Consider the following 25,651-nt stretch of genomic DNA (forward strand, 5'->3'; position numbering starts at 1 on the left):
GTGTCGGCGGCTCAGGTGTCGGCGGCGACGGCGTCGAGCGCCTTCTGCAGGTCCTCGGGGTAGTCGGTGCTGAAGGACATCCACTCGCCGGTGGCCGGGTGCTCGAAGCCGAGCGAGACCGCGTGCAGCCACTGCCGGGTGACGCCCAGCCGGGCCGCGAGCGTGGGGTCGGCGCCGTAGAGCATGTCGCCGACGCAGGGGTGGCGCAGGGCCGACATGTGCACGCGGATCTGGTGCGTACGCCCGGTCTCCAGCTTGATGTCCAGCAGCGAGGCCGCCCGGAACGCCTCGATCGTGTCGTAGTGGGTGACCGACGGCTTGCCGCCCGCGACCACGGCGAACTTGCCCTCGCCCGAGGGGTGGCGGTCGATGGGCGCGTCGACGGTGCCCCTGAACGGGTCGGGGTGGCCCTGGACCAGCGCGTGGTAGCGCTTGTCGACCGTGCGCTCCTTGAAGGCCCGCTTCAGCACCGAGTACGCGTGCTCGCTCTTGGCCACGACCATCGCGCCCGTGGTGTTGGCGTCGAGGCGGTGGACGATGCCCTGTCGCTCGGCCGCGCCGCTGGTGGCGATCGTGTGCCCGGCGCCGAGCAGGCCGCCGATCACGGTCGGGCCGGTCCAGCCGACGGTGGGATGGGCGGCCACCCCGATCGGCTTGTTGACCACGATGATGTCGTCGTCCTCGTAGACGATCGTCATGCCGGGCACCGGCTCGGCCACCGGCATCGGCGTGCTGACCGGGGGCGGCAGCGTCACCTCCAGCCAGGCGCCGGCGTGCACGCGGTCGGACTTGGCCGGCTGCCCGCCGTCGACCTGGACCTCGCCGGCGGCGATCAGCTCGGCCGCGCGGGTGCGCGAGAAGCCGAACAGCCGCGAGATCGCCGCGTCGACCCGCTCGCCCTCCAGCCCGTCGGGGACGGGCAGGCTCCGCCGCTCAGCCATCCTTGGGCTCCTTCCCGGTCTCCGCGGTGGTCCCCGCAGTGGTCCCCGCGGTGGTCGCCTCGGTGTGCTCGGTCTCCCTGGTGCCGTCGATCTGCACGTTGCGCCAGGCCAGCAGCACCGCCAGGATGCCGCCGCAGACGATCGCCGAGTCGGCGACGTTGAACACCGGGAAGTAGTCGATCACCGGGAAGTGCCCGGGCAGCACCTCGATGAAGTCCACGACGTGCCCCTGGAGCTGCGTGGACCGGCCGAACCCCGACGGGTAGCGCAGCAGCCTGTCGGTCAGGTTGCCGAGCGCCCCGCCGAGGAGCAGCCCGAGGGTGATCGCCCATGGCAGGCTGTGGAGCTTGCGCGCGGTGCGCACGATCGCCACCACCACGCCCGCCGCGATGAACGTGAACACGAACGTCATCCCCGTGCCGATGCTGAACGCCGCACCCGAGTTGAAGATCACCCGGAACTGCAGGACGTCCTGGAGGACGACGAGCGGCGCCTTGCCTTCGAGCGTTCGCAGCACGATCGTCTTGCTGATCAGGTCAGCCGCGTAGACGACGACCGCCAGCGAGGAGAGGATCGCGAGGAGACGTCCGCGCGGCCTGCCTAGCGGCGTTCCTCCTTCTGCTTGCAGGCCACGCACAGCGTCGCCCTCGGGAACGCCTGAAGACGTTCCTTGCCGATCGGCTTGTGGCACGATTCGCACACTCCATAGGTCCCTGCGTCGATCCTGGCGATCGCACGTTCGTTCTGCGCGACCAGATCGCGCGCATTCAGGGTAAGGGCGATCTCGCGTTCGCGCTCGTACGTCTTGGCGCCGGCGTCCGCCTGGTCGTCGCCCGCGCCCTGGGTGACGTCACCAGAGGCTATCTCCGACTCGTGGCGGAGGATGTCGGCCTCGAGCTCGTCGATCTCGGTCCGCAGCCTGCCGCGTACCTCGGCCAGCTCCTCTTCCGACCACATCGACGGTGTAGCGGTCTGCGTGACTGCCGCCATGGCTGCCTCCATGCTGATCAAGGCCGTGAATGGTGCGGGCAGCTTAGGATCCTCATAACGGAACGGCAAACGACCCGCCGGATGGTTTACCTCACCCGTACTATCCCGCCTCGCCCGTTCAACTCCTCCCCGGGGAGGTCCATTCCCACAAATTTCCTCCTTGCGTACCAACGCCGCCGCCTGCGGGAGGAAACCTGGAAGTCTTCGGCTCCACTCTGCGTTATGGTTTGAGACTGCAAGGCGTTGATGGGGCCCCGCTGTGAGGGATATCACCCCGGAGCCGCCGGAAGAACGGCTCGGCAGAGCTCACTAGACCCGGCAGCAAGCGAATGAAGAGGGCCTCCCCGGAGGCCAAGAAGGGTGGTACCGCGGAGCCGCGAGGCTTCGTCCCTTCGCGCACGCCACAACCGGCCGACGACGCGTGGAGGTCCCGCCCGACATGTCTTCCCCATCATTCCGCTCTCTTCCCGCGCAGGTCGACCTGCCCGCGCTCGAGCGCGAGGTCCTCGACCGCTGGCGGGACGGGAAGATCTTCGAGCGGTCCGTCGAGCAGAACGCCGGCAACCCCGCCTGGGTGTTCTACGAGGGCCCGCCCACCGCCAACGGCCTGCCCGGCGTGCACCACGTCGAGGCCCGGGTGTTCAAGGACCTGTTCCCGCGCTACAAGTCGATGCGCGGCTTCAGCGTCCCGCGCAAGGCCGGCTGGGACTGCCACGGCCTGCCCGTCGAGGTCGGCATCGAGCGTGAGCTGGGCCTGACCGGCAAGAAGGACATCGAGGACTACGGCATCGCCGAGTTCAACGCCAAGTGCCGCGAGTCGGTGCTGCGGCACGTCGACGCGTTCGAGCAGATGACCGAGCGCATGGGCTACTGGATCGACCTGTCCCAGGCGTACCGGACGATGGACCCGTCCTACATCGAGTCGGTCTGGTGGTCGCTGAAGGTCGTCTTCGACAAGGGGCTGCTGTTCCGCGACTTCCGCATCACGCCGTACTGCCCGCGCTGCGGCACCGGCCTGTCCGACCACGAGCTGGGCCAGCCGGGCGGCTACGAGAACGTCTCCAGCCCGTCGGTCTACGTGCGCATGCCGGTGACGTCCGGGCCGCTGGCGGAGCTGGGCGCGGCGCTGCTGATCTGGACCACCACCCCCTGGACGCTGGTGTCCAACACGGCCGTCGCCGTGCACCCCGACGTCACCTACGTCGCGGCCAGGACCGCCGACGGCGAGGTGCTGGTGGTGGCCGAGCCGCTGCTGTCCGTCCTCGGCGAGGACGTCACCGAGGTGGCCCGCTGCACCGGCCGCGAGCTGGAGCGCACCCGCTACAGCCGCCCCTTCGACCTGGTCGACATCCCCGGCGCCCACTACGTCGTGCTCGGCGACTACGTCACCGTCGAGGACGGCACCGGCCTGGTCCACCAGGCCCCCGCCTTCGGCGCCGACGACATGGCCGTCATCAAGCGGTACGACATGCCGATCGTCAACCCGATCGGCCCCGACGGCCGGTTCCTCGACGACGTGCCCATGGTCGGCGGCCGCTTCTTCAAGGACGCCGACGAGGAGCTCACCGAGGACCTGCGCCGGCGCGGCCTGCTGTACCGGGGCACCCACTTCGAGCACGCCTACCCCCACTGCTGGCGCTGCCACACCGCGCTGCTGTACTACGCGCTCCCGTCCTGGTACATCCGCACCACCGCGGTCAAGGACCAGATGTTGTCGGAGAACGCCAACACCAACTGGTTCCCCGAGACCATCAAGTGGGGCCGGTTCGGCGAGTGGCTGCGCAACAACGTCGACTGGTCGCTGTCGCGCTCGCGCTACTGGGGCACGCCGCTGCCGCTGTGGGTGTGCTCGGCCGACGAGAGCCACGTCACCTGCGTCGGCTCGCTGGCCGAGCTGAGCACGCTGGCCGGCCAGGACGTCTCCGCGCTCGACCCGCACCGCCCGTACGTCGACGACGTGACCTTCGACTGCCCCTCCTGCGGCGCGCTCGCCACCCGCGTGCCCGACGTCATCGACGCCTGGTACGACTCCGGCTCGATGCCGTTCGCGCAGTGGGGCGAGCACGGCAAGCCGGAGGGCGTCTACCCCGCGCAGTTCATCTGCGAGGCCACCGACCAGACCCGCGGCTGGTTCTACTCGCTGATGGCGGTCGGCACGCTGGTCTTCGGCCAGTCCTCCTACGAGAACGTGCTCTGCCTCGGCCTCATCCTGGCCGAGGACGGCCGCAAGATGAGCAAGCACCTGGGCAACATCCTGGAGCCGATCCCGCTGATGGACCAGCACGGCGCCGACGCGCTGCGCTGGTTCATGGCCTGCTCCGGATCGCCGTGGGCGGCCCGCCGGGTGGGGCACAACGCCCTGGAGGAGATCGTCCGCAAGGTCCTGCTGACCCTGTGGAACACCTCCTCCTTCTTCACCCTGTACGCCAACGCCGAGTCCTGGAGCCCGTCCGAGCCCGCTCCGCCGGCCGCCGAGCGTCCGCTGCTGGACCGCTGGGTGCTGGCCGAGCTGCACCGGACGGTCGCCGAGGTCACCGCGTCCCTCGACGAGTACGACACCCAGCGTGCCGGCCGCCGCCTGGCCGACTTCCTCGACGACCTGTCCAACTGGTACGTCCGCCGCTCCCGCCGCCGCTTCTGGCAGGGTTCGCGCGAGGCGTTCGCCACCCTGTACGAGTGCCTGGAGACGGTCACCCGGCTGATGGCGCCGATCACGCCGTTCGTCACCGACTACCTCTGGGACGTGCTGCGCGCGCCCGGCGCGCCCTCCTCGGTCCACCTGACCAGCTGGCCGCAGGTGCGCGAGGACCTGCTCGACCCGGCGCTGTCGGACCAGATGGCCCTGGTCCGCCGGCTGGTCGAGCTGGGCCGCTCGGCGCGGGCCTCCTCCGGCGTGAAGACGCGGCAGCCGCTGCGCCGGGCGCTGGTGGGCGCGCACGGCTGGCCGTCGCTGCCCGCCGAGCTGCGGGGGCTGGTGGCGGACGAGCTGAACGTCCAGACCCTTGAGGACATGTCCGGATTCGACGCCGATCTCGTGTCGTACACGGTGAAGCCGAACTTCCGGGCGCTCGGGAAGCGGTTCGGGTCGCGTACCAAGCTGGTGGCCGCCGCGGTGACCGCCGCCGACGCCACCCGCGTGGCCCGCACGCTGCGCGGCGGCACCCCCGTCATGATCGAGGCGGACGAGCTGGGCGAGATCATGCTCGGCCCCGACGAGGTGATCGTCACCGAGCAGCCGCGCGCGGGCTGGGCCGTGGAGACCGGCGCCATCGGCACCGGCACCGGCGAGACCGTCGCCCTCGACCTTGAGCTGTCCGACGAGCTGCGCCGCGCCGGCCTGCTGCGCGAGGTGATCCGGCTGGTCCAGGACGCCCGCAAGTCCTCCGGCCTGTCGATCACCGACCGCATCGACCTGTGGTGGACGGCCTCCGCGCCCGACCTGGCCGCCGCGCTGCGCTCCGGCGGCGGCACGGTCGCCGAGGAGGTCCTGGCCGCGTCCCTCACCGAGGGCGCCCAGGACGACCTCCCGGCCCACCGCGACGAGGACCTGGGCCTGACGTTCCAGCTCCGCCGCGCCTGACCCCGGCCGCGATCCGTCCACGCGGGGGCGTCACCGATCACCTCGGTGGCGCCCGGCGTGCGTTCGCCTCCTCTCGCCTCCGAAAGGATCCAGTCCCGTGCCGGCTCTGATCCGCCGCGCTTCCGCTGAGGTGTTCGTGGACGCGTCCACCGTCGACCTGACCGGCGCGGACCTCGTGACGGAGTTCGCGTGGGACATGACCGCGACGGGCCTGGTCCAGGCCGATCCCGACGGCGACGGCGCGCGCATCGTGTGCGGCCAGGAGATCGGCGACATCGGCGTCACCGCCGAACTGTGGGACACCGCCCCGCCGTTGACCACCGACGGCTGGCAGGACGTCGCCGAGGTGTCCGTCGCCTGGCGATCGGCGTTCATGGACTTCGCGACGTCGGGCGGCGGCGAGAACCCGGCCGCCCAGCTGGAACTGTCCGGCCCGGGCGACTACCGGCTGCGCGTCCACGGGCGCAACCGCGACGACGGCGACCCGCGGGACGACGACGCGCCCGTCGAGGAGTACCTGATCCAGGTGTGGCCCGCCCCGCAGGCCGGTCCCGTCACGGCCAAGTCCACCAGCAGGACGGCGGCCGCGTGGAGAGCGCGCTGAGCTCTGCCCGGCGGGGGCGTTCCGGGTTTCGCCGCGGTGCCGCGTCCGGAGAAGGGCGGACACCGGCTGGGACGTGCACGCCGCGATCAGACCCGGCACCCTGCGCCCCTGGCCCGTGGACGAGGTGCTGCCCGCCTCGGCGCACGACATCTGGGTACGCGACCACCCCGGCGCCCCCTGGCGCTTCCAGCTCATGCTCGACGAGTCCGCCGAGGACGAGTGGATCTACCGCCGCGACCCGCGGATCCGCCGTCCCCTGACAGCCCTGACAATCATGCGGGACGGCTTGCGGCACCTCGCACCGGAGGTGCAGCTCCTCTACAAGGCCAAGGCTCCCCGCCCGAAGGACGAGCTCGACTTCGAGACCGTCCTGCCCCTGCTGGACGACGGCCGCCGCCACTGGCTGGCCGCGGCCCTGCGCACCGAGCACACCACCCACCCCTGGCTCACCCGCCTGCACCCCGGCCCCCAGCGCTGACCAGGCGGACGCCGGACAAACCGCGAAGACCCGCCGGCGGATGCGCGGCGGGCCTGGGACGGGCGGGGGTTACTCGGCCGTCTCGCGGTCGTGCTGGCACACCGGGCAGCTGGTCAGACCGGCGTCCTCGGCCTCGGGGATCGTCATGGTCTCCACGCCCGTCTCCCCCGCGCCCCTGATCAGCGGGCAGGTGGCGCTGTGGTAGCGACGGGTGCCGGTGATGACCTTGACCGTCTTCGGGCGCCCGGCCGGACCGGACGTGCCGCCGGTCCCGCCCTTCGAGCCCTCACCCGTCTGGCCGGGCTTGGCGCCGGACGCCTCGCCCTTCGCCGCGCCCTCCTTGCCGGTCGTGCCGGACTTGGTGTCCTTGCTCTCGGTCTTCGGCGCCGGGGCGGCCGCCCCCGCCGGACGGGCGGAAGGGGCCGGCGCAGCCCCAGAAGGCCGCTCGGACGCCCCGGAAGCCCCACCAGGGGGTTCCGGCTGGACCGGCAGCCCGGAGGACGTCACACGAGGCTGCGGCGCCGTGTCCGGGTCGGACGCGTCGTCACCGTCATCAGCGGACTGTTCGGCGGGCCGTGCGGGCCGGTCGGCAGGCCGTGCGGGCCGATCAGCGGGCCGATCAGCGGGCCGGACAGTGGGCCGGTCGGCGGGCGACGGCCGGGCGGCCGAGGACGGCTTGCCCTGCGCGCTCTCGCCCGACCTGCCGGAACCGGCCGCGCTCTCGCCCGACTTGCCGGAGCCGGCCGCGTCATCGCCCGGCTGGCCCGAAGCCGCCGCACCCGCGCCAGCCTTGGCCGCAGCCGCGCCCTTGGACGACTTGGCCGCAGCCGCGCCCTCAGCCTCCCCGGCAACCGACGGGCTCTTGGACGCCCCAGAAGCCGGCGCCCCCTTGGCGGCGGCAGCAGGGCTCGAAGGGGCGGCCGACGGGCCCTTGGCGTCGTCCGGCGAAGAGGGACGCGCGGGCCGCTCGCGCTCCGACGGCGGCCGGAAGTAGGAAGTCTCGATCTCCCCCTGCTCGTCGCCCGGACCGGCCTCGGAGTCAGGCGCGGCGGCGGAGGAGGGGGATTTGGCCGGGTCGCTCGCCTGCGCGGCGGCAGCGGGACGGCCGAACCATCCGGTCGCGCCCTCCTCGCGGGAGGCGGCGGGCTCCGGGGTGGGGGTGGAAGCCTTCGTGTCGGGCTTCGGCGGTACGACCGGCGGGCGCAGGTCCCGGGTCTCCGCGGAGGTCTCGGCCCGGTTCTCCGCCACGGCGGAGGGGGTGGCACCGGGGCCGGGGGCGACGACGGGCTCGGGGTCGGCGGCAGGCGGCAACTGCCGTCCGCCGAGCGCGGCGTCCGGAAGGCACGTGGTGCAGGGCGTGAAGCCCTCCTCGCGTGCCTCCTCGTGGGTGAGCTCCTCGTGATCCCGTCCGGCCAGCTGGCGGCAGCCCGGCACGTGGTATCTCCTGCGGCCCGGGATCACCAGCACGATCGCGTCCGGCGAGATGCCGCTCGCCGCGGGGCGGCGAGGCGCGGAGGCCGGGACGGCGGTCCGCTGAAGCGTCTGCGGGTGCGGATGCGGGTGGGGTTGCGGCCGCGGCTGCGGCTGGGGCCCGGCAGGACCGGTCTGGTTGTACGGCAGGCCGGGCGGCGGGAGCGGGGCCGGAGGGGTGGCCGGCGCAGCGGCCCGCCCACCACCGGGAAACAGCTCGTGACGCCGCAGCAACGCCCCGATCACCAGGAACAGCGCGGACAGCACGCTGACCACGATGGACCACATGATCAGGAACGGCTTCGCCAGTACGAAGCCCGCGATCAGCAGCACGACCGCCGCGAGCACCAAACCAGCACTGATAAGGATCACAGGGGGCTCTTTCGAGTGACAGGTCCTAGTGACCCGTTACTTTACCGGCGGTCGTTGTGCGGACCGTCGCCGCCGGGGAAGGCGCCCTGCGGAGCCTCGCCGCCGAACGGGTTGGGACCACCGGGAAGAGGCTGCTGGCCACCCTGGGGAACCGCGTGCGACATGGCGGGAGCCTGACCCTGCGGACCGGACATGACCGGGAACCCGCCGCTGCCCTCCGCGGAGACGTTGAGCTCGGCGAGCTGGTTCTCCAGGTAGAGCTTGAGGCGGCTGCGGTACTCGCGCTCGAAGCTGCGCAGCTCCTCGACCTTGCGCTCGAGCTCGTCGCGGGTCTGCACCAGCGAGCCCATCGCCTGGCGGTGGCGCTCCTGAGCGTCGCGCTCAAGCGTCTCGGCGCGGGCACGGGCGTCGCCGATGACCTGCTCGGCCTGGCGGCGGGCCTTGGTGAGGATCTCGTCGGCCTCGCGGCGGGCGCGGGTCACCGTCTCGTCCGCCTCCCGGCGGGCGTCGGAGATCGCCTGGTCGGCGGTCTGCTGGGCGAGGGCCAGCACGCGGGCCGCGGTGTCCATGTTGTCCTCGGCGGGAGGCATGCTCATGGCCACGGGCTGCGGCTCGGGGGCCCGCATCGGCTGCGGCTCGGGGGCCCGCATGGGCTCCGGCTGCGGCGGCGCCATCATCTCCGGCTTCGGCTGCTCCTGGACGGGCGCGGAGGCCATGGGCATGCCCATGCCGCCCGGCACCTTCCCGCGCAGGCACTCGGCCAGTTTGGCGCGTAGCTCCTCGTTCTCTTGGATCAGGCGGTCGAGCTCAGCCTCCACCTCGTCGAGGAAGGCATCGACCTCCTCCTCGTCGTAGCCCGGCCGCAGCCGGGTGGTACTGAACTGCTTGTTCCGCACATCAGCGGGCGTCAGCGGCATTTTTTGGTCTCCTTGGCGCGCTTGGAGTCTGTCCGGAGGGACGGTGAACCCGAATCACTTCAGCGCGGACACGAGTTGGATCACGACCGGCCACCCCACCAGCCCGCCTCACCGGCCGCCCAGTGACCCAGCGATCTGGATCAAGATCAGAACGACGATGAACAGGACAGTGAAGCTTAGGTCAAAGGCCACCGTACCCAACCGGAGCGGGGGAATGAAACGGCGGAGGAACTTGAGAGGTGGGTCTGTCGCGGTGTACGTGGCCTCCGCCAGCACCAGCACGACCCCGGAAGGCCGCCACTGCCGGGCGAACGCCTGCACCGTCTCAAAGATCATCCTGCCGATGAGCAGTACCAAATACAGAGACAGGACTACGACCAAGATCCCACTCACGATCTCCACGGCCCGGCCGCGCCTCCACTTCTGGTGTGCCCTCCCGGCCGCGCGTGGACCCGGTTGGGTGCGATGGACATACAGAGACTCTAACTCTGGTTGAAGAACCCGCGTTCCGCGATTCGGGCCTTGTCCTCGGCGGTCACCTCGACATTGGCAGGGGACAACAGGAACACCTTGTTGGTAACACGTTCAATGCTTCCATGTAGGCCGAAGACCAGACCTGCCGCGAAATCCACGAGCCGCTTCGCGTCGCTGTCAACCATTTCGGTCAGATTCATGATGACCGGGGTGCCGTCGCGGAAGTGCTCTCCGATGGTTCGGGCCTCGTTGTAGGTCCGGGGATGGAGGGTCGTGATGCGCGCCAGGTCGGTCGTGCGGCGCTCCAGGATCGTCGTGGCGGGCCTGGGCGCGGGGACCCCGGAGTCGGCTTCCTCGTCGCGGTCCTGGACCGCCACGGGCCGTTCCTCGCCGGTCCGCTGGACATCGTCGTCGTAGGCGTACTCGTCGGTGTAGGTCTCGTACCTCTCGTAGCGGTCGTCCTCCACGAGACCGAGGTAGACCGCCATCTTGCGCATCGCGCCGGCCATCGCTACGTCGTCCTCCTGCTCATGGTCGCACTGGCTCGGACCCGTCGCCGGGGCCGAGGCGGCAGCCGTACCCCCTTGGAGCTCACCGCGGATCGACCTCTACTTGATCATGGGCCTGAAGACCCACTTGAGGGGACATTACCTGACGAAGGGCCTGCGACGACCGAGCAACGCCGTACCGATCCGCACGTGTGTCGCACCGTACGCGACCGCCTCGTCGAGGTCCTGGCTCATGCCCGCGGAGACCATCGTGGCCCGCGGATGCTGCTCCTGGACGCGGGTCGCGACCTCGCGCAGCACGGCGAAGGCGCGGGCGGGCTCCACCCCCAGCGGAGCGACCGCCATGACGCCGCCCAGCCACACTCCGTCGGCCAGCGCCACCTCGTCGGCCAGCGCGAGCACGTCGGCGGGCCGGGCGCCGCCCCTGGAGGGGTCGTCGTCGAGCGCCACCTGGATCAGGCAGCCGACCTTGCGGCCCTGCCGCACGGCCTCCTTGCTGATCGCCTCCAGCAGCCGGAGGCGGTCGAGCGAGTGGATCACGTCGGCGTACCCGACGACGGACCGCACCTTGTTGGTCTGCAGCTGGCCGACGAAGTGCCAGGTCAGCGGCAGGCCGGCCAGCTCGTGCGCCTTCGGCGCGGCCTCCTGGTCGCGGTTCTCGCCGACGTCGCGCACACCCAGCTCGCACAGGATGCGCACGTCGTCGGCCGGTCTGGTCTTGGTGACCGCGATCAGGGTGACCTCGCCGCGGTCGCGGCCCACCGCGTGGCAGGCCGCGCCGATGCGGTCCTCGATCTCGGTGAGACCGGCCGCGATCTCGTCCCTCCGCACGTCTGTCTCCCTCTCCCTGCCTCCATCGCCTCGCAGTTCGGCCTGTACGCCGTACGCCACGATGGCCCCCTTTCCGTGCCGCGGGTCGGATCCCGGCACACACGACGGCGCCGCTCCCGTACGCCTGCGGGGAGCGGCGGTGGGTGGTGAGCTACTTGAGGAAGTCGGGGACGTCGAGCTCCTCCTCCTGCTCCTCGAAGATCACCCGAGGACGTTTGGGAGGCTCCGACATGCGGGAGGTGATGGGCGTGGGCGGGTTGGCCGGTTCGGGCGTGGGCCTCGGGATGGAGACCGGGGCCTGCGGCTCGTCGTCGCCGAGGGCGGCGACGGGCTCGGCGGCCTGGACCGACTCCACCGGGCGCACCGGCTCGGGACGCGGCTCCGGGCGGGGCTCAGGACGCGGCTCCGGCCTGAACTCGCGCGGCTCCGGGCGAGGCTCGGGGCGCGACTCGGGCCTGAACTCCTGCCGGGGCTCGGGCCTGAACTCCTGGCGCGGTTCCGGCCTGAACTCCTGGCGCGGCTCCGACCGCAGCTCGGCACGCGGCTCAGGACGCGGCTCCGGCCTCGGCTCGGGGCGCGGCGCGGGCGGCTCGGACTTCACGCTGGGCGAAGCCGGGACACCGGGCCGCAGGGCCGAGGACGACACCGGCGCCGCGGGCTGCGCGGCGGGCCGGGCCGCGGGCCTGGGCAGCGGCTTCTCGACCGGCGGTGGCACGTCGTCGAAGCCCGCCGCGATCACGGTGACCCGCACCTCGTCGCCGAGGGCGTCGTCGATGACCGTGCCGAAGATGATGTTGGCGTCGGGCGCGGCGGCCATCGAGACGAGCTGGGCCGCCTCGTTGATCTCGAACAGGCCGAGGTCGGAGCCGCCCGCGATCGACAGCAGCACGCCGTGGGCGCCGTCGATGCTCGCCTCCAGCAGCGGGCTGGAGACCGCCATCTCGGCGGCGGCGACCGACCGGTCGTCGCCGCGCGCGTGGCCGATGCCCATGAGCGCCGAGCCCGCACCCGACATGACCGACTTGACGTCGGCGAAGTCGAGGTTGATCAGGCCGGGCGTGGTGATCAGGTCGGTGATGCCCTGGACACCGGACAGCAGCACCTGGTCGGCCGCCTTGAACGCGTCGAGCACGCTCACCTGGCGGTCGGAGATCGACAGCAGCCGGTCGTTGGGGATCACGATGAGGGTGTCGACCTCGTCGCGCAGTGTCTCTATGCCGGCCTCGGCCTGCGAGGCGCGACGCCGCCCCTCGAAGCTGAAGGGCCGGGTCACCACGCCGATCGTCAGCGCGCCGAGCGACCGGGCGATGTTGGCCACGACCGGCGCGCCGCCGGTGCCCGTGCCACCGCCCTCGCCGGCCGTGACGAAGACCATGTCGGCCCCCTTGAGGACCTCCTCGATCTCCTCACGGTGGTCTTCGGCCGCCTTGCGCCCCACGTCGGGGTTGGCTCCGGCGCCCAGTCCGCGCGTGAGCTCGCGGCCCACGTCGAGTTTCACATCGGCGTCACTCATCAGCAGCGCCTGGGCGTCGGTGTTTATGGCGATGAACTCGACGCCCTTGAGTCCCTCCTCGATCATCCGGTTGACGGCGTTCACTCCGCCGCCGCCAATGCCGACGACCTTGATGACCGCGAGGTAGTTCTGCGGTGCTGCCACGACGAGGGGCCTTTCCGCTCGTTGACTTGCCATTTCGGTGCGGATCGTCTCCGCTTTTTCTCAGTTTTCGTAACTCTCAACCTCAGGTTGAGATTTAGATTTATGTCAACCTGAGGATTGATACGGACAGTAGGAGGCCCCTACCAGGCGGGTCAACTAACCGCGCCGCAAGCACGTCCGGCGTGTCGCGGGCTGTCCGATTCGCTCCGAAGTCGCGCCTGGTCGGGGCCTTCCTCTGCCGAAGCTCCGATCTACAGGCTCTCACGCCGCGACCCCCACCTCGCACAGGCACGCGATGCCCTTGCCACGGAGTTGCCAGACCCTGACACTCGTGATCACTTCAGGGTGACGACGTCGGGAGAGCTGACGTCGTACAGGGTGGCCTTGCGGCTCAGGAGCGAGACCAGGATGCGGCCTTTCTCCTGCGGTCTGTCGGCCCCGCCCCACAGGACGGTACGGCCGTCGGACAGCTCCAGCGTCACGCCCTCGGCCGAGGCGGCGCGCACCTGCCGGACCTTGCCCGCCACCACCGGCGGCAACGCCTGGACGACCTGGAGCGCCGCCATGGTCGCCGGGTCGCCCGCGGCCGGCCGGTCGACCTTGAGCAACGGCAGCATGAACGGCGACGTGTCCTTGACCTCGATCACCACGCCCTGCTTGTCGACCACCGCGAACCGGCCGCCCGCGGGGATCACCGCGACCGGCTCGCGCTCGACCACCTCGATCCTGAGCGTGCCCGGCCACACCCGGTCGACCTTCGCCGTCGCGAGCTGCCGGATGCCGAGCACGCGCGCCTGGACGTCGGCCAGGTCGACCGTGGCCAGCGGATGCAGGTCGGGGACGGCGGCCTGCTGCTTGATGTGCTCGCTGGTCACTGTGAGATTTCCCACGATGTCGATCGACCGCACGCCCAGGACCGGCGAGAAGAACACCAGCCAGGCGGCCGAGCCGACCACCCCCGCCGTCAACAGCACCAGGAACGCGTTACGCGCCTTCATCGCCCTCCTCGCACGCCGGCTTCGAACGTACGCCGCCGGACCGCCCGGCGCCCGCCCGCCACGCCCGTACGGCTCAGGACAGGCGCGCCACGAGCTGCGGCCCGAGCTCGGTCACGTCGCCCGCCCCCATCGTGAGCACGATGTCACCCGGACGCGCCCGCCCGGCCACCAGGTCCGGCACCGCCGCCCGGTCGGGGGCGTAGGCCACCCGCTCGGCGGGCAGCGGCACGCGCCCGGCCACCATCGCGCCGGACACGCCCGGCTCGGGATCCTCCCGCGCGCCGTAGACGTCGAGGACGATGACCTCGTCGGCCAGCCCGAGGGCGGCGCCGAACTCGTCGGCGAAGAACCGGGTGCGCGAGTACAGGTGGGGCTGGAAGATCGCGATGACCCGGCCGGTGCCCGAGTAGGAGGCCACGACGTCGCGCGCGGCCCGCAGGTCGGCGGCCAGCTCGGTCGGGTGGTGGGCGTAGCTGTCGAACACCGCGACGCCGCCCGCCTCGCCCTTGGCCTCGAAGCGCCGCTTGGCCCCCGTGAAGGCCGCCAGGCCGTCTCTGATGTCCTCGAACGCCAGCCCCAGCTCGTCGGCCACGGCGATGGCGGCGGTGGCGTTGAGGGCGTTGTGCGCCCCGGGGACGGCCAGCCGCACGTCTCCCCTGCCCTCGATGGAGAACACCGTGCCGAAGCCGTCGGGACGCACGCCGGTCACCCGGTAGTCCTCGCCCTGCTCGCCGTAGGTCCTGACCCGCAGCCCGCGCTCGCGCGCCCGCCCGACCAGCTCGGCGGCGCCCGGGTCGTCGGCGCAGACGATGAGCAGCGAGCCCACCCGGTCGGCGAAGCGGGCGAAGCTGTCGTGCACCGCGCGCGGGTCGCCGTAGTTGTCGAGGTGGTCGGCCTCGACGTTGGTCACCACGGCGATGTCGGGGGCCAGCATGAGGAAGGAGCCGTCGCTCTCGTCGGCCTCGGCCACGAACACCCGGCCCGCGCCCTCGTCGGCGCCCAGCCCGGTGGTGACGAGCTGGCCGCCCACGCAGTAGGACGGCTCGGCGCCGCACTTCTGCAGCGCCACGGTGAGCATGGAGGTGGTGGTGGTCTTGCCGTGGGTGCCGGCGATGGCCACGCCGGTGCGGCCGGCCATCACCGAGGCCAGCGCGGCGGCCCGCGGGATGATCCGCAGGCCCTGCTTGAGCGCCTCGCCCAGCTCGGGGTTGGAGTCGCGGATGGCGGTGGAGACCACCACGGTGTCGACGTCCCGGATGTGCGAGGCGGCGTGCCCGATGTGCACGGTCGCGCCCAGCTCGCGCAGCTCGGTCACCAGCTCGGAGCTGCGCGCGTCGCTTCCGGTGACCCGGACGCCGCGCTTGAGCAGGATGCGGGCGATGCCTGACATGCCCGCGCCGCCGATGCCGATGAAGTGCACGCGGCCGAGGTCTTCGACGGCTACGGGATCGACCAGCTTGACGAGACTCATCGGGCTATCTCCAACACTTTCCTGGCAAGCATGATATCGGCGTCCTTGCGCCCCAGCCGGGACGCGGCCTCCGACATGACGGCGACCCGTTCGGGGTCGTGGAGCATGGGCAGCACGTTCTGGATGATCCAATCGGGTGACAGGTCGGAGTCGTCGACCATCAGGCCGCCGCCGCCGCGCACGACGCGCTCGGCGTTGACGGTCTGCTCGCCGTTGCCGTGCGGCAGCGGGACGTACGCGGCCGGCAGCCCCACGGCCGTCAGCTCGGCGCAGGTCAGGGCCCCGCTGCGGCACAGCGCGACGTCGGCGGCGGCGTAGGCGAGGTCCATGCGGTCGACGTAGGGCAGCAGCACGTACTGGGGGTCGCCGGGCGGCGGCTCGTGCTCGACGGTGTTGTTCAGGCCGAGCACGTGGAGCACCTGGATGCCGGCCCGGCGCAGCACCGGCGCGGCGGCCAGCGCGGCCTGGTTGAGCGACCTGGCGCCCTGCGAGCCGCCGAACACCAGCAGCGTGGGCCGGTCGTTCTCCAGCCCGAACCAGGAGCGCGCCTTGTCGCCGGTGGACAGCCGGTCGAGCGTGACGATCTCGCGGCGCAGCGGGGTGCCGATGAACTCGGCCTTGGGCAGCGCGGCGTCGGGGAAGCCGGTGAAGACGTGGTCGGTCAGCCGGGCGCCCAGCCGGTTGGCCAGGCCGGGACGGGGATTGGCCTCGTGGACGACGATCGGCAGGCCCTTGCGCTTGGCCGCCAGATAGGCGGGCGTGGCGACGTAGCCGCCGAACCCGACCAGGATGTCGGCGCCGACCCGGTCGAGGACGCCCGACACGGCGTTGATCGCCCCGGCCAGCCGGCCCGGCACGGTCAGCAGGCTCGGGGTGATCGCCCTGGGCAGCGGCACGGCCGGCACCAGTTCGAGATCGTAGCCCCTGGCGGGCACGAGCCGCGTCTCCAGGCCGCGCTCGGTGCCCACGCAGGTGATGCCGACGCTCCGGTCAAGATGGCGCAGCGCGTCCGCAAGGGCGAGCGCGGGCTCGATGTGCCCGGCCGTCCCCCCACCGGCGAGGACCACCCTCATCTCGGTCACTCCCTAACGTCTCACTCGGCCTCTGGACGTACCCCCCAGGCCAAGCCAGCTTAGGCCCCGGGCGGCGGGTCCGGGGCCACGCGCGGCCAGAGCTTCGCGCGCGCCGGGCTCGCGTTTGGCGAACGACAGCAGGATGCCCAGCGCGGCGAGCGTGGGGAGCAGGGACGATCCGCCGTAGGAGACCAGCGGCAGCGGGATGCCGGTGATGGGCAGGACGCCGAGCACGGCGCCCATGTTGACGGTCGCCTGCCCGACGATCCAGGCCACCATGGCGGCCGCGGCCAGGCGGACGAAGCCGTCGTTGACCCGGACCGCGACCCGCAGCCCCGCGTAGCCGAGCAGGCCGAACAGCGCCACCACGATCAGCGTGCCCATCAGGCCGAGCTCCTCGCCGAGGATGGCGAAGATGAAGTCGCTCTCGCCGTGGGGCAGCCAGCTCCACTTCTGGCGGCTGCTGCCCAGGCCGAGCCCGAACCAGCCGCCCGAGCCCATCGCGATCTGCCCCTGCACGGCCTGGTAGCCGGCGCCCTGGGCGTCGGCCCACGGGTCGAGGAAGGCCCCGATGCGCTTCATCCGGTACGGCTCCACCTTGATCATGATGACCGCGGCCAGCACCGCCAGCGCCAGGATGCCGCCGAACAGCTTGATCGGCGCCCCCACCACCCACAGCAGAGCCAGGAAGATCATGAAGAGCACGAGGGTGGTGCCGAGGTCGCGGCCGAGCAGGACCATGACGACCAGGATCGCGGTGCCGGGCATGAGCGGGATCAGCATCTGCCGCCACTCGATCCGGCCCTGCCTGGCCCGTCTGGCCAGCAGGTCGGCCCCCCACAGCACGAGCGCCAGCTTGGCCGGCTCGGACGGCTGGAGGGTGAACGGGCCCATGTAGATCCACCGCTGCGCGCCCAGCTCGGACTCGCCGATGAACAGCACCATGACCAGCGCCAGCACCGCCAGCGCCATGAGCGGGTAGCCCGCCCAGCGGAAGAACTTCGGCGGCAGGCGCGAGCAGGCGTACATCACGGGCACGCCGACGCCGGCCGACAACGACTGCTTGATGAACCACGAGAACGGGTTGCCGGTCTTCTGCTGGGCCTCGATCGCGGAGGCCGACAGCACCATCATGAGCCCGAGCGCGAGCAGCAGCGCGCTGCACATGATGATCAGGTAGTAGGTCGTCAGCGGCTTGTCGAGCAGCTCCTTCAGCACGGCGCGCTGCTCGCGGACCCAGCTCGCGGGGCCCTCCTGGGCCTTGGACCGGGCGGGCTCGCCGGCGGCCGGACGGGCGCCGGCGGTGCCGGTGCTACTGCTCACGCCGCCGCCTCAGCTCGTGGACGGCACGGGCGAAGGCCTCCCCTCGTGCCGGATAGCCGGGGAACATGTCGAGCGAGGCGCCCGCGGGGGAGAGCAGCACGGTGTCCCCGGGGGAGGCCAGCCGCGCGGCTTCGGTGACGACGGTGTCCATCACACCAGTGTCTTGGCCCGGGATGTCCACGACGGGGACATTCGGCGCGTGTCGCGCGAGTGCTTCGGCGATCGCCGCGCGGTCGGCGCCCAGCAGCACCGCGCCGCGCAGCCGGGGCGCGGCCCGCCGGACCAGGTCGTCGACGTCGGCGCCCTTGAGCTGGCCGCCCGCCACCCACACGATCGACGGGTAGGCGCCCAGCGCGGCCGCGGCGGCGTGCGGGTTGGTGGCCTTGGAGTCGTCGACGTAGTCGACGTCGCCGACCCGGTCGACGTGGGACAGGCGGTGGGGGTCGGGCTTGAAGGCGCGCAGGCCCAGCCGTACGGCCTCGGACGGCACGCCGAGCGAGCGGGCCAGGGCGGCGGCGGCCAGGGCGTTGGCCACGTTGTGGGGGGCCAGGGGCCGGATGTCGGCGAACGTGGCCAGCTCTTCGGCCGCCTCGACCGGGTCCGCCACGAACGCCCGGTCGACCAGCAGGTCTTCGACCACGCCGAGCTGGCCGCTGCGCGGCGCCCGCAGCGTGAAGCCGACGGCGCCCTGGTAGGGCTCGGCCAGGCGGGCGCACTCGGGGTCGTCGGCGTTGTAGATCACGGTGCCGGCGCGTTCGTAGATGCGGCCCTTGGCGGCGGCGTACTCGGCCATGGAGCCGTGCCAGTCGAGGTGGTCGGGGGCGATGTTCAGGATCGCCGCGGCGTGCGGGGCCAGGGTGCTGGACCAGTGGAGCTGGAAGCTGGACAGCTCGACGGCCAGGGCGTCGTACGGCTCGGCGACAACTTGGACGACCGGGACGCCCACGTTCCCCACGGCCAGGGCGTCGAGCCCGGCGGCCCGGAGGATCGAGGTGAGCATGCGCACGGCCGTGGTCTTGCCGTTGGTGCCGGTCAGCGCGAGCCAGGGGGCGGCGTGCGGCGGGCGCAGCCGCCAGGCCAGCTCCACCTCGCCGACGACCTCGACGCCGGCCGCCAGCGCGGCGGCGACCAGCGGGTGGTGCGGGGCCCAGCCGGTGGTGACGAGCCTGGTCGTGCCCTCGGGCAGCACCATCTCGCCGAACCTGGTCTCGACGCCGGCGCGGGCCAGCTCGGCCGCGGCGGCCAGCTGCCGCTCGCCCTCCACGGCCTCCACGACCACGACCCGCTCGCCGCGTCCGGCCAGCGCCCCGGCCACCGCGGTGCCGGAGACGCCGAGCCCGGCCACGCACGTCAACGTCATGGCTTGGGCATCCACTCGACGTAGAACAGCCCGAGCCCGAGCGCCGCGCAGAGCCCGGCGATGAGCCAGAACCGCACCACGATCGTGGTCTCGGCCCAGCCCTTCAGCTCGAAGTGGTGCTGCAGCGGCGCCATCCTGAACACCCGTTTCCCGGTCATCTTGAAGAACCCGACCTGGATGATGACGGACGCCGTGATGATCACGCACAGCCCGGCCAGGATGATCAGCAGGAGCTGCGTGCGGGTGGCGATGGCCAGGCCGGCCAGCACGCCGCCCAGGGCCAGCGAGCCGGTGTCGCCCATGAAGATCTTCGCCGGCGGGGCGTTCCACCACAGGAACCCGACCAGCGCCCCCAGCACGGCCGCGGCCACCACCGACAGGTCGAGCGGGTCGCGCACCCAGTAGCAGTTGGGCCCGAGCTGGTCGATGCAGTTGTTGCGGAGCTGCCAGTTGCCGATCAGCACGTACGCGCCGAGCACGACGCCGGTCGCGCCGCTGGCCAGGCCGTCGAGGCCGTCGGTGAGGTTCACGGCGTTGGAGAACCCGACGATCATGAACAGCACCCAGATGGTGAAGCCGACGATGCCGATCGAGGGGCCGATGTCACGCAGGAACGACAGCCGGGTCTCGGCGGGGGTGATGCCGTAGACGTTGGGCTGGCGGGTGATCAGCACGGCGAACACGGCGCCGACGACGAGCTGGCCGAGGGCCTTGGCGCCACTGCGCAGGCCCAGGCTGCGCTGCTTGTAGATCTTGATGAAGTCGTCGAGGAAGCCGACCGCGCCGAGGCCGGTCATCAGGAACAGCACGAGCATGCCCGACACCGTCGGCGGCGACAGCGTGGCCAGGTGGGAGCCGCCGTAGGCCAGCAGCGCGGCCAGCACGAACACGATGCCGCCCATGGTGGGGGTGCCGCGCTTGCCCAGGTGGGCCTGCACCCCCTCCTCGCGGATCTCCTGGCCGTAGCCGCGCCGCGAGAACAGCCTGATCGCCAAGGGGGTCCCCAGCATCGACAGGACGAGGCCCACCGCGCCGGCGATGACGATGTTGATCACTGAGCGGCACCTCCGAGAAGGAGCTCCGCCGTGCGTTCCAGGCCCATCGCGCGGGGGCCCTTGACGAGCACCGCGTCGCCGGGGCGCAGCAGGCCGGCCAGTGCGGCCGCCGCTGCCTCGGCATCAGGGACATGTACGATCCGGGTCATCTGGGGAGCATATGGCCCTCCGCCACCTGGCGGTCCCGCGGCGGCCGAGACCGCCTCGTTCGCGCCCTCCAGCACCGGGCCCGCGTCGGGACCGACGACGACCAGGCCCGTCAGGCCCGAACCGCCCGCCAGCCGCCCCAGTTCGGTGTTGAGCGCCGCGCTCTCCTCGCCCAGCTCGCGCAGCGCCGCGATGACCGCGAACCGCCGCCGCTGCTGCCCCATCACGCCGAACATGTCGAACGCGGCCCGCATCGAGTCGGGGTTGGCGTTGTAGGCGTCGTTGACCACCGTGACGCCGTCGGGCCGGTCGGTGACCTCCATGCGCCAGCGGCTGCGCGGCGCGGCCTCCGACAGCTCCTCGGCGATCGTGGCGACCGGCAGGCCCAGCTCGTAGGCCGCGGCGGCGGCGGCCAGGGCGTTCTCCACGGCATGGGCGCCGTAGAGCTGGAGCGTCACCGGCGCGGCCCCGGACGGGGTGCGCAACGTGAACGAGGCCCGCCCGCGCCCGTCGACCGTCTCCTGCTCGGCCCTGATGGCCGCGCCCTCGCCGCGCCCGAAGTACGTGACGCGCGCGTCGGTGCGCGCGGCCATCTGCGACACCAGCGGGTCGTCGGCGTTGAGCACCGCCACCCCGGTGCGCGGCAGCGCCTCCACCAGCTCGCCCTTGGCCTTGGCGATGGCCTCCTTGCCGCCGAACACGCCGAGGTGCGCGGTGCCGACGTTGAGCACCACGCCGATCGCAGGCGGCGCGATGCGGGTGAGCTCCTTGATGTGGCCGATGTTGCGGGCGGCCAGTTCGAGCACCATGAACCGGGTGTCGACGTCGGCGCGCAGCACGGTCAGGGGGTGGCCCAGCTCGTTGTTGAAGCTGCCGACGGGCGCGATGGTCGGGCCCATCCGGCCGGCCAGCCTGGCCAGCAGGTCTTTGGTGCTGGTCTTGCCCGCCGAGCCGGTCACGCCGATCACGGTGGCCTGCGGCAGCGCGGCGGCCTGCGCGGTGGCCAGCTCGGCCAGCGCGACCGCGGCGTCGGGGACGATCACCGCCGGCGCGTCGACCGGCCTGGAGGCCAGGACGGCGACCGCTCCGGCCCGGATCGCCTGCGCGGCGTAGTCGTGGCCGTCGACCCGCTCGCCGGCCAGGGCGACGAACAGCGATCCCGGCTCCACCGCGCGTGAGTCGATCACTACGGGCCCGCGCACCACGGCGCGGGGGTCTGCCATGCCCGACAGGGCGCCCGAGGTTATCTCGGCGATCCTGGCCAGCGGCAACGGGATCATCGGTGCTTCCTGCTTTCCTTGCGTGCGTCGATCGCTTCGGCGACCACTTCGCGGTCGTCGAAGGGGATCACTTCGCCTGAGACGTACTGGCCCTGCTCGTGACCCTTGCCCGCGACGACGATCACGTCGCCGCGGCCGGCCCGGCCGACGGCCAGGTCGATCGCGGCCGCGCGGTCGGGCTCAATGATCACATGGGCGCGGTCGCGAGGCGGAACGCCGAGCGCTCCCTCCATCATCGCGGCCAGGATGGCGAGCGGATCCTCCGAGCGCGGGTTGTCGTTGGTGAAAATCGCCACATCGGCCAGCCGGGCGGCGATCTCGCCCATGAGCGGGCGTTTGCCGGTGTCGCGGTCGCCGCCGCAGCCCAGCACGATCGTCAGCGTGCCCGCGGTCACCTCCCGCAGCGAGCGCAGCACCGACTCCACCGCGCCCGGCTTGTGGGAGTAGTCCACGAGCGCCTGGAACTCCTCCTCGGCGGAGGTGATGCGCTGCATGCGGCCGGGCACCCCGGTGAGGCTGCCCACGCCGTGCACGGCGGTCTGGAGCGGCACCCCCGACTCCACCAGGCAGACGATCGCGCCGAGCGCGTTGGCGACGTTGAAGGGGCCGGGCAGCGAGATCTGCGCGTCGGCCTCGACCCCGCCGGGACCGGCCACCCGGAACGCGCTGCCGTCGGCGCCGAGCCGGACCTCCAGCGCCCGCCACTCCGCCTCCGGGTCGCCGAGCGCCGAGAACGTGGTCATCGGCACCTTGGCCCGGTGCAGCAGCTCCCGGCCGTGCGGGTCGTCGATGTTGGTCACGCCGACGCGGCTCAGCTCGGGCTGGAACAGCCTGGCCTTGGTGGCGAAGTAGTCCTCGAAGTCCTTGTGGAAGTCGAGGTGGTCCTGGGAGAGGTTGGTGAACAGCGCGACGTCGTAGAAGATGCCGTCGACCCGGCCGAGCGCCAGCGCGTGGCTGGAGACCTCCATGGTGGCCGCGGTGACCCCCTGCTCGCGCATCAGCGCGAACAGGGCGTGCAGCTGCGGGGCCTCCGGCGTGGTCAGCGTGGGCTCGAAGCGGAGGTCTCCGGCGGCGATCTCGACGCCGCCGACCAGGCCCGTCGTGTGGCCGGCCGCCCGCAGGCCGGCCTCCACCATGAAGGTGGTGGTGGACTTGCCGCTCGTGCCGGTCACCCCGATGACCTGGACGTCGTGGGCCGGCTGGCCGTAGACCCAGGAGGAGACCTGCCCGAGCAGCGCGCGCGGATCGGGCACGATCAGCACCGGCAGGCCGGTGGCCACGGCGGCCTCCCGCCCGGCCGGGTCGGTGAGGACGGCCACGGCTCCGCGCGCCATCGCCTCGGCGGCGAAGGTCGCGCCGTGCACGCGGTTGCCCGGCAGCGCCACGTAGAGATCGCCGCGCTGCACGGCGCGGGAATCGATGGTGACGCCGGTCAGGGCGGCATGGGGCGACCTCGACGTGCCGGAATCGGCGTCGAGCATGGTCGCGAGCCCGGTCAGCGGACGGGGCGGGCTGGTCTTGGGACGCATAGACGACGGGGGACGCACGGCGAGAGCGTACCTTCCCTGCTCACTGTCCCGCGCGCGTACGCACCGGCGGCGCGTCCGAGCCTGTGGGAGGAATCTTCCTGCTCTTGATGGCGAACGTCATCACATCCTTGAACACGGGGGCCGCGAGCTGGCCGCCGAAATGGCCGTTCTTGGGGTTCTGGAGCACCGAGAGCACCACCAGCCGGGGCGCGTCCGCGGGCGCGAACCCGGCGAAGGAGGCCGTGTAGCCGTCGTAGCGGCCCAGCTCGGCGTCGTAGCGGTCGGCCGTGCCGGTCTTGCCCGCCACCCGGTAGCCGGGGATGGCGGCCAGCGCGCCGGTGCCCTCGGCGCTCACCGCGGTCTCCAGCATCGTCGTGATCTCCTTGGCCGTCGTCTCGCTCACCACTCTGGTCTGCCTGCCCGCGGGAGCCGGGACGAACCTGCCGGACGCGTCGGTGGTGCCCGCCACGATCTGCGGATCGACGCGGACGCCGCCGTTGGCGATGGTCTGGTAGACGCTGGCGGTCTGCAGGGCGGTCACCGACACGCCCTGGCCGTAGGCGACCGTGCAGCTCTGGCTGCCCGACCAGTTCTTGTAGTTGGGCAGCAGGCCCGCCTCGGCGTTGGGCACGCCGCCCGCCGGGGTGCTGCCGAACCCGAACGCCCTGAGCATCGCGTACAGGCGCTCGCTGCCGACCTTGCGGGCGGCCATGATCGTGGCGACGTTGCTGGACTGGGCCATGGCCTGCCGGAACGTCATCGCCTCGGGCTTGTGGGCGTGGGCGTCGCGCAGCACCCGGTCGGCGCACCTGATGTTGTCGGGCACCTGGAACACCGTGTCGGGGGTGACCTCCTTGGCCTCCAGCGCGGCGGCGGCGGTGATCACCTTGTTGGTGCTGCCGGGCTCGAACACGTCCGCGGCGGCCTTGTTGACGTAGGAGGACGCGGGGGCCCTGCGCCAGTTGCCCAGGTCGAGCTCGGGCGCGTTGGCCATGGCGATGATCTGGGCGGTCTTCACGTCCATGACGATGACCGCGCCGCTGCTCGCGCCCGACTCGCGCACCTGCTCGGCGACCGCCTCCTGGGCGGCCCACTGGATGTCGCGGTCGATGGTGAGCCGCACGTCCTGGCCGTTGACGGGCGCGGTGCGCTCGCTGCTGGTCATGGGGATGCGCAGGCCGTCGCGGCCGGTCTCGACGCGCTGCTTGCCGTCGCGGCCGGCCAGGATCGTGTTCTTGGCCTGTTCCATGCCGCCCAGGCCGTTGCCCTCGTCGCCGACGAAGCCGATGAGGCTGCCGGCCAGGTCGCCGGCCGGGTAGTCGCGGCGGTAGGTCTTCTTCGTGCTGAGGGCGGGCACGCGGGCCTGGAGCAGGCGGGTGGCCACGACCGGGTCGACGTCGCGGGCCAGGAGCTGGTAGCGGCTGCCGGTCCTGGACAGCTTGGCGGTCATCTCCTCCACGGTCTTGCCGAGCTGCCTGGCCAGGATCGCGGCCACGTTGGCGCGGACGTCCGCGGGCACCTTGGAGGGGTCGATGGACACCTCGCGGGCCTCCGACGTACGGGCCAGCGCGTTGCCGTTGACGTCGGTGATCGTGCCGCGCTTGGCGGGGATCTCCTCGACGTGCTGGCGCTGGCCGACGGCGGCGGCCTCGTAGACCTTGGAGTCGAGGCCCTGCATCTGGATCAGCCGGCCGGCGAAGATCGACAGGATGAACGTCATGCCGATCAGGCCGATGTTGATGCGCCGGCGCGGGCTGCCCAGGCGCAGCACCAGCGGGGGCCGCGGCGGGCGCGGCGGGGTGGGCGGGCGGCGCGGGCCCCTGGGGGGCGGCACGTCCGCGCCGCGGCGCAGCATGCCGCGCTCACGCCCGCGCGCCTGGTCCAGCCCGGAGGCGCGCACCTGGCCGGAGGCCGGACCGCGCGCCTGACCGGCCCTGGGACCACGGGTCTGGTCGGGCCTGCCGGCGCGCCCCTGATCGGGCCGGGAGCCCCGGCTCTGGCCCGGCCCCGAGCCGGGCCGCGCCGGCTCGGACCGCGAGCCACGCGCCGGGTCGGGCCGCGAGCCGCGCCCTTGGTCCGACCTTGAGCCGCGCGCCGGGTCGGGCCGGGAGCCGCGTCCCTGGTCGGATCTTGAGCCGCGGGCCTGGTCGGGGCCGGGGCCGTCGCCGCGACGGCGCGGCCCCTCCTGCGGCGCCCTGTCCCGGGCGCCGTCGTCGCGCCAGGACGCGCGCCCGCGCGCCCGGTCGCTCTCCTCCCGCCCCTGGGCCCGGCCGCGCGGACGGTCGCTCTCGTCCCGTCCCTGGGCGGCACGGCCACGCGGACGGTCGTCGCCGTCGCGGCTCTGCGGGGTGCGCCCGCGCGGGCGGTCGTCGTCGTCGCGTCCCTGGGAGGCGGCGCGGTTGCGGGAATCGTCGCGGGAGTCGTCGCGCGGACGGCGGCGTGGGCCGTCGCCCGGGTCGCGGCGCGAGCGGGTGCCCTCGTCGTCGTCGCGGGGCCGGGCGGGTCAGCCGTCGCCGGTGGGCAGGTCTCGGGCGGTGAACATGTCGATCAGCAGGCGGACGGGCAGCCCGGCCTCGGTCGGGTAGCGGAACT

At 72.4% G+C, this 25,651-nt stretch carries 21 protein-coding genes; 3 read left to right on the forward strand and 18 right to left on the reverse strand.

What is annotated here, in order from left to right; translation table 11 throughout:
* Positions 1–11: 11 nt before the first annotated feature.
* Genes ABT158_RS28390 through ABT158_RS28400 form a run of 3 tightly spaced genes read right to left on the reverse strand, consistent with a single transcriptional unit; the run spans position 12 to position 1,931 of the window.
* Positions 12–941, reverse strand: a complete 930-nt coding sequence (locus tag ABT158_RS28390) for an RluA family pseudouridine synthase (protein WP_352358419.1) — start codon at positions 939–941, stop codon at positions 12–14.
* Positions 934–1,578, reverse strand: a complete 645-nt coding sequence (lspA, locus tag ABT158_RS28395) for a signal peptidase II (RefSeq protein ID WP_502911574.1) — start codon at positions 1,576–1,578, stop codon at positions 934–936. The genes ABT158_RS28390 and lspA overlap by 8 nt, the downstream gene beginning before the upstream one ends.
* Entirely contained in the window at positions 1,542–1,931 is a 390-nt protein-coding gene (locus ABT158_RS28400; RefSeq protein WP_357705396.1) for a TraR/DksA family transcriptional regulator, read from the reverse strand. Before ABT158_RS28400 ends, lspA begins: the two co-directional genes overlap by 37 nt.
* 439 nt (positions 1,932–2,370) lie before the next feature.
* Between ABT158_RS28400 and ileS the strand changes: the two genes are divergently transcribed.
* From ileS to ABT158_RS28415, 3 genes are all read left to right on the forward strand, one after another.
* Positions 2,371–5,511: an isoleucine--tRNA ligase gene (gene ileS / locus ABT158_RS28405; RefSeq protein WP_352358421.1), complete on the forward strand. Its 3,141-nt coding sequence runs from the start codon at positions 2,371–2,373 to the stop codon at positions 5,509–5,511.
* 97 nt (positions 5,512–5,608) lie between these two features.
* Positions 5,609–6,115 (forward strand): hypothetical protein, encoded by a 507-nt coding sequence (locus ABT158_RS28410; RefSeq protein ID WP_352358423.1) that lies wholly within the window; start codon positions 5,609–5,611, stop codon positions 6,113–6,115.
* A 73-nt stretch (positions 6,116–6,188) separates the two neighbouring features.
* Entirely contained in the window at positions 6,189–6,593 is a 405-nt protein-coding gene (locus tag ABT158_RS28415; protein ID WP_352358425.1) for a hypothetical protein, read from the forward strand.
* A 69-nt stretch (positions 6,594–6,662) separates the two neighbouring features.
* Here ABT158_RS28415 and ABT158_RS28420 read toward each other — a convergent pair whose 3' ends face one another.
* From ABT158_RS28420 to ABT158_RS28490, 15 genes are all read right to left on the reverse strand, one after another.
* Positions 6,663–8,435: a hypothetical protein gene (locus tag ABT158_RS28420; RefSeq protein WP_352358427.1), complete on the reverse strand. Its 1,773-nt coding sequence runs from the start codon at positions 8,433–8,435 to the stop codon at positions 6,663–6,665.
* Positions 8,436–8,476: 41 nt separating this feature from the next.
* Entirely contained in the window at positions 8,477–9,352 is an 876-nt protein-coding gene (locus ABT158_RS28425) for a DivIVA domain-containing protein (protein ID WP_352358428.1), read from the reverse strand.
* 108 nt (positions 9,353–9,460) lie between these two features.
* On the reverse strand, positions 9,461–9,754 hold the full coding sequence (locus tag ABT158_RS28430; protein WP_125630468.1) for a YggT family protein: 294 nt from the start codon (positions 9,752–9,754) through the stop codon (positions 9,461–9,463).
* 80 nt (positions 9,755–9,834) lie between these two features.
* The gene (locus ABT158_RS28435; RefSeq protein WP_125630470.1) at positions 9,835–10,335 is read right to left on the reverse strand and encodes a cell division protein SepF; all 501 of its coding nucleotides are present in this window, start codon (positions 10,333–10,335) and stop codon (positions 9,835–9,837) included.
* A 138-nt stretch (positions 10,336–10,473) separates the two neighbouring features.
* Positions 10,474–11,166, reverse strand: a complete 693-nt coding sequence (locus tag ABT158_RS28440; RefSeq protein ID WP_352358431.1) for a YggS family pyridoxal phosphate-dependent enzyme — start codon at positions 11,164–11,166, stop codon at positions 10,474–10,476.
* A 151-nt stretch (positions 11,167–11,317) separates the two neighbouring features.
* On the reverse strand, positions 11,318–12,823 hold the full coding sequence (gene ftsZ / locus ABT158_RS28445; RefSeq protein WP_352358433.1) for a cell division protein FtsZ: 1,506 nt from the start codon (positions 12,821–12,823) through the stop codon (positions 11,318–11,320).
* Between the two features lie 335 nt (positions 12,824–13,158).
* Entirely contained in the window at positions 13,159–13,821 is a 663-nt protein-coding gene (locus ABT158_RS28450) for a cell division protein FtsQ/DivIB (RefSeq protein WP_352358434.1), read from the reverse strand.
* Positions 13,822–13,894: 73 nt separating this feature from the next.
* Entirely contained in the window at positions 13,895–15,292 is a 1,398-nt protein-coding gene (gene murC, locus ABT158_RS28455; RefSeq protein WP_352358436.1) for a UDP-N-acetylmuramate--L-alanine ligase, read from the reverse strand.
* Entirely contained in the window at positions 15,289–16,365 is a 1,077-nt protein-coding gene (gene murG, locus ABT158_RS28460) for an undecaprenyldiphospho-muramoylpentapeptide beta-N-acetylglucosaminyltransferase (RefSeq protein WP_352358438.1), read from the reverse strand. Before murG ends, murC begins: the two co-directional genes overlap by 4 nt.
* 12 nt (positions 16,366–16,377) lie before the next feature.
* Complete coding sequence (gene ftsW / locus ABT158_RS28465; RefSeq protein WP_352358440.1) at positions 16,378–17,688, reverse strand: putative lipid II flippase FtsW; 1,311 nt, start codon at positions 17,686–17,688, stop codon at positions 16,378–16,380.
* Positions 17,678–19,048 carry a UDP-N-acetylmuramoyl-L-alanine--D-glutamate ligase gene (gene murD, locus ABT158_RS28470; RefSeq protein ID WP_352358442.1) on the reverse strand — a complete coding sequence of 457 codons (1,371 nt, stop codon included), beginning with the start codon at positions 19,046–19,048 and terminating at the stop codon, positions 17,678–17,680. The genes ftsW and murD overlap by 11 nt, the downstream gene beginning before the upstream one ends.
* Entirely contained in the window at positions 19,045–20,103 is a 1,059-nt protein-coding gene (gene mraY, locus ABT158_RS28475) for a phospho-N-acetylmuramoyl-pentapeptide-transferase (protein WP_352325068.1), read from the reverse strand. Before mraY ends, murD begins: the two co-directional genes overlap by 4 nt.
* Complete coding sequence (locus ABT158_RS28480; protein ID WP_352358444.1) at positions 20,100–21,530, reverse strand: UDP-N-acetylmuramoyl-tripeptide--D-alanyl-D-alanine ligase; 1,431 nt, start codon at positions 21,528–21,530, stop codon at positions 20,100–20,102. The genes mraY and ABT158_RS28480 overlap by 4 nt, the downstream gene beginning before the upstream one ends.
* Positions 21,527–23,059: a UDP-N-acetylmuramoyl-L-alanyl-D-glutamate--2,6-diaminopimelate ligase gene (locus ABT158_RS28485; RefSeq protein ID WP_352325066.1), complete on the reverse strand. Its 1,533-nt coding sequence runs from the start codon at positions 23,057–23,059 to the stop codon at positions 21,527–21,529. Before ABT158_RS28485 ends, ABT158_RS28480 begins: the two co-directional genes overlap by 4 nt.
* A gap of 40 nt (positions 23,060–23,099) precedes the next feature.
* The gene (locus tag ABT158_RS28490; RefSeq protein ID WP_502911576.1) at positions 23,100–24,830 is read right to left on the reverse strand and encodes a peptidoglycan D,D-transpeptidase FtsI family protein; all 1,731 of its coding nucleotides are present in this window, start codon (positions 24,828–24,830) and stop codon (positions 23,100–23,102) included.
* Between the last annotated feature and the right edge of the window lie 821 nt (positions 24,831–25,651).

The sequence above is a fragment of the Nonomuraea sp. NPDC001636 genome (assembly GCF_040298265.1).
Taxonomy (GTDB): domain Bacteria; phylum Actinomycetota; class Actinomycetes; order Streptosporangiales; family Streptosporangiaceae; genus Nonomuraea.

Bases quoted from the DNA above. Each gene is read 5' to 3' on its own strand.
- ABT158_RS28390 (WP_352358419.1), bottom strand. From the start codon at position 941: ATGGCTGAGCGGCGGAGCCTGCCCGTCCCCGACGGGCTGGAGGGCGAG.
- ABT158_RS28400 (WP_357705396.1), bottom strand. From the start codon at position 1,931: ATGGCGGCAGTCACGCAGACCGCTACACCGTCGATGTGGTCGGAAGAG.
- ileS (WP_352358421.1), top strand. From the start codon at position 2,371: ATGTCTTCCCCATCATTCCGCTCTCTTCCCGCGCAGGTCGACCTGCCC.
- ABT158_RS28425 (WP_352358428.1), bottom strand. From the start codon at position 9,352: ATGCCGCTGACGCCCGCTGATGTGCGGAACAAGCAGTTCAGTACCACC.
- ABT158_RS28435 (WP_125630470.1), bottom strand. From the start codon at position 10,335: ATGGCCGGCGCGATGCGCAAGATGGCGGTCTACCTCGGTCTCGTGGAG.
- ABT158_RS28450 (WP_352358434.1), bottom strand. From the start codon at position 13,821: ATGAAGGCGCGTAACGCGTTCCTGGTGCTGTTGACGGCGGGGGTGGTC.
- murC (WP_352358436.1), bottom strand. From the start codon at position 15,292: ATGAGTCTCGTCAAGCTGGTCGATCCCGTAGCCGTCGAAGACCTCGGC.
- murG (WP_352358438.1), bottom strand. From the start codon at position 16,365: ATGAGGGTGGTCCTCGCCGGTGGGGGGACGGCCGGGCACATCGAGCCC.
- murD (WP_352358442.1), bottom strand. From the start codon at position 19,048: ATGACGTTGACGTGCGTGGCCGGGCTCGGCGTCTCCGGCACCGCGGTG.
- ABT158_RS28480 (WP_352358444.1), bottom strand. From the start codon at position 21,530: ATGATCCCGTTGCCGCTGGCCAGGATCGCCGAGATAACCTCGGGCGCC.
- ABT158_RS28485 (WP_352325066.1), bottom strand. From the start codon at position 23,059: ATGCGTCCCAAGACCAGCCCGCCCCGTCCGCTGACCGGGCTCGCGACC.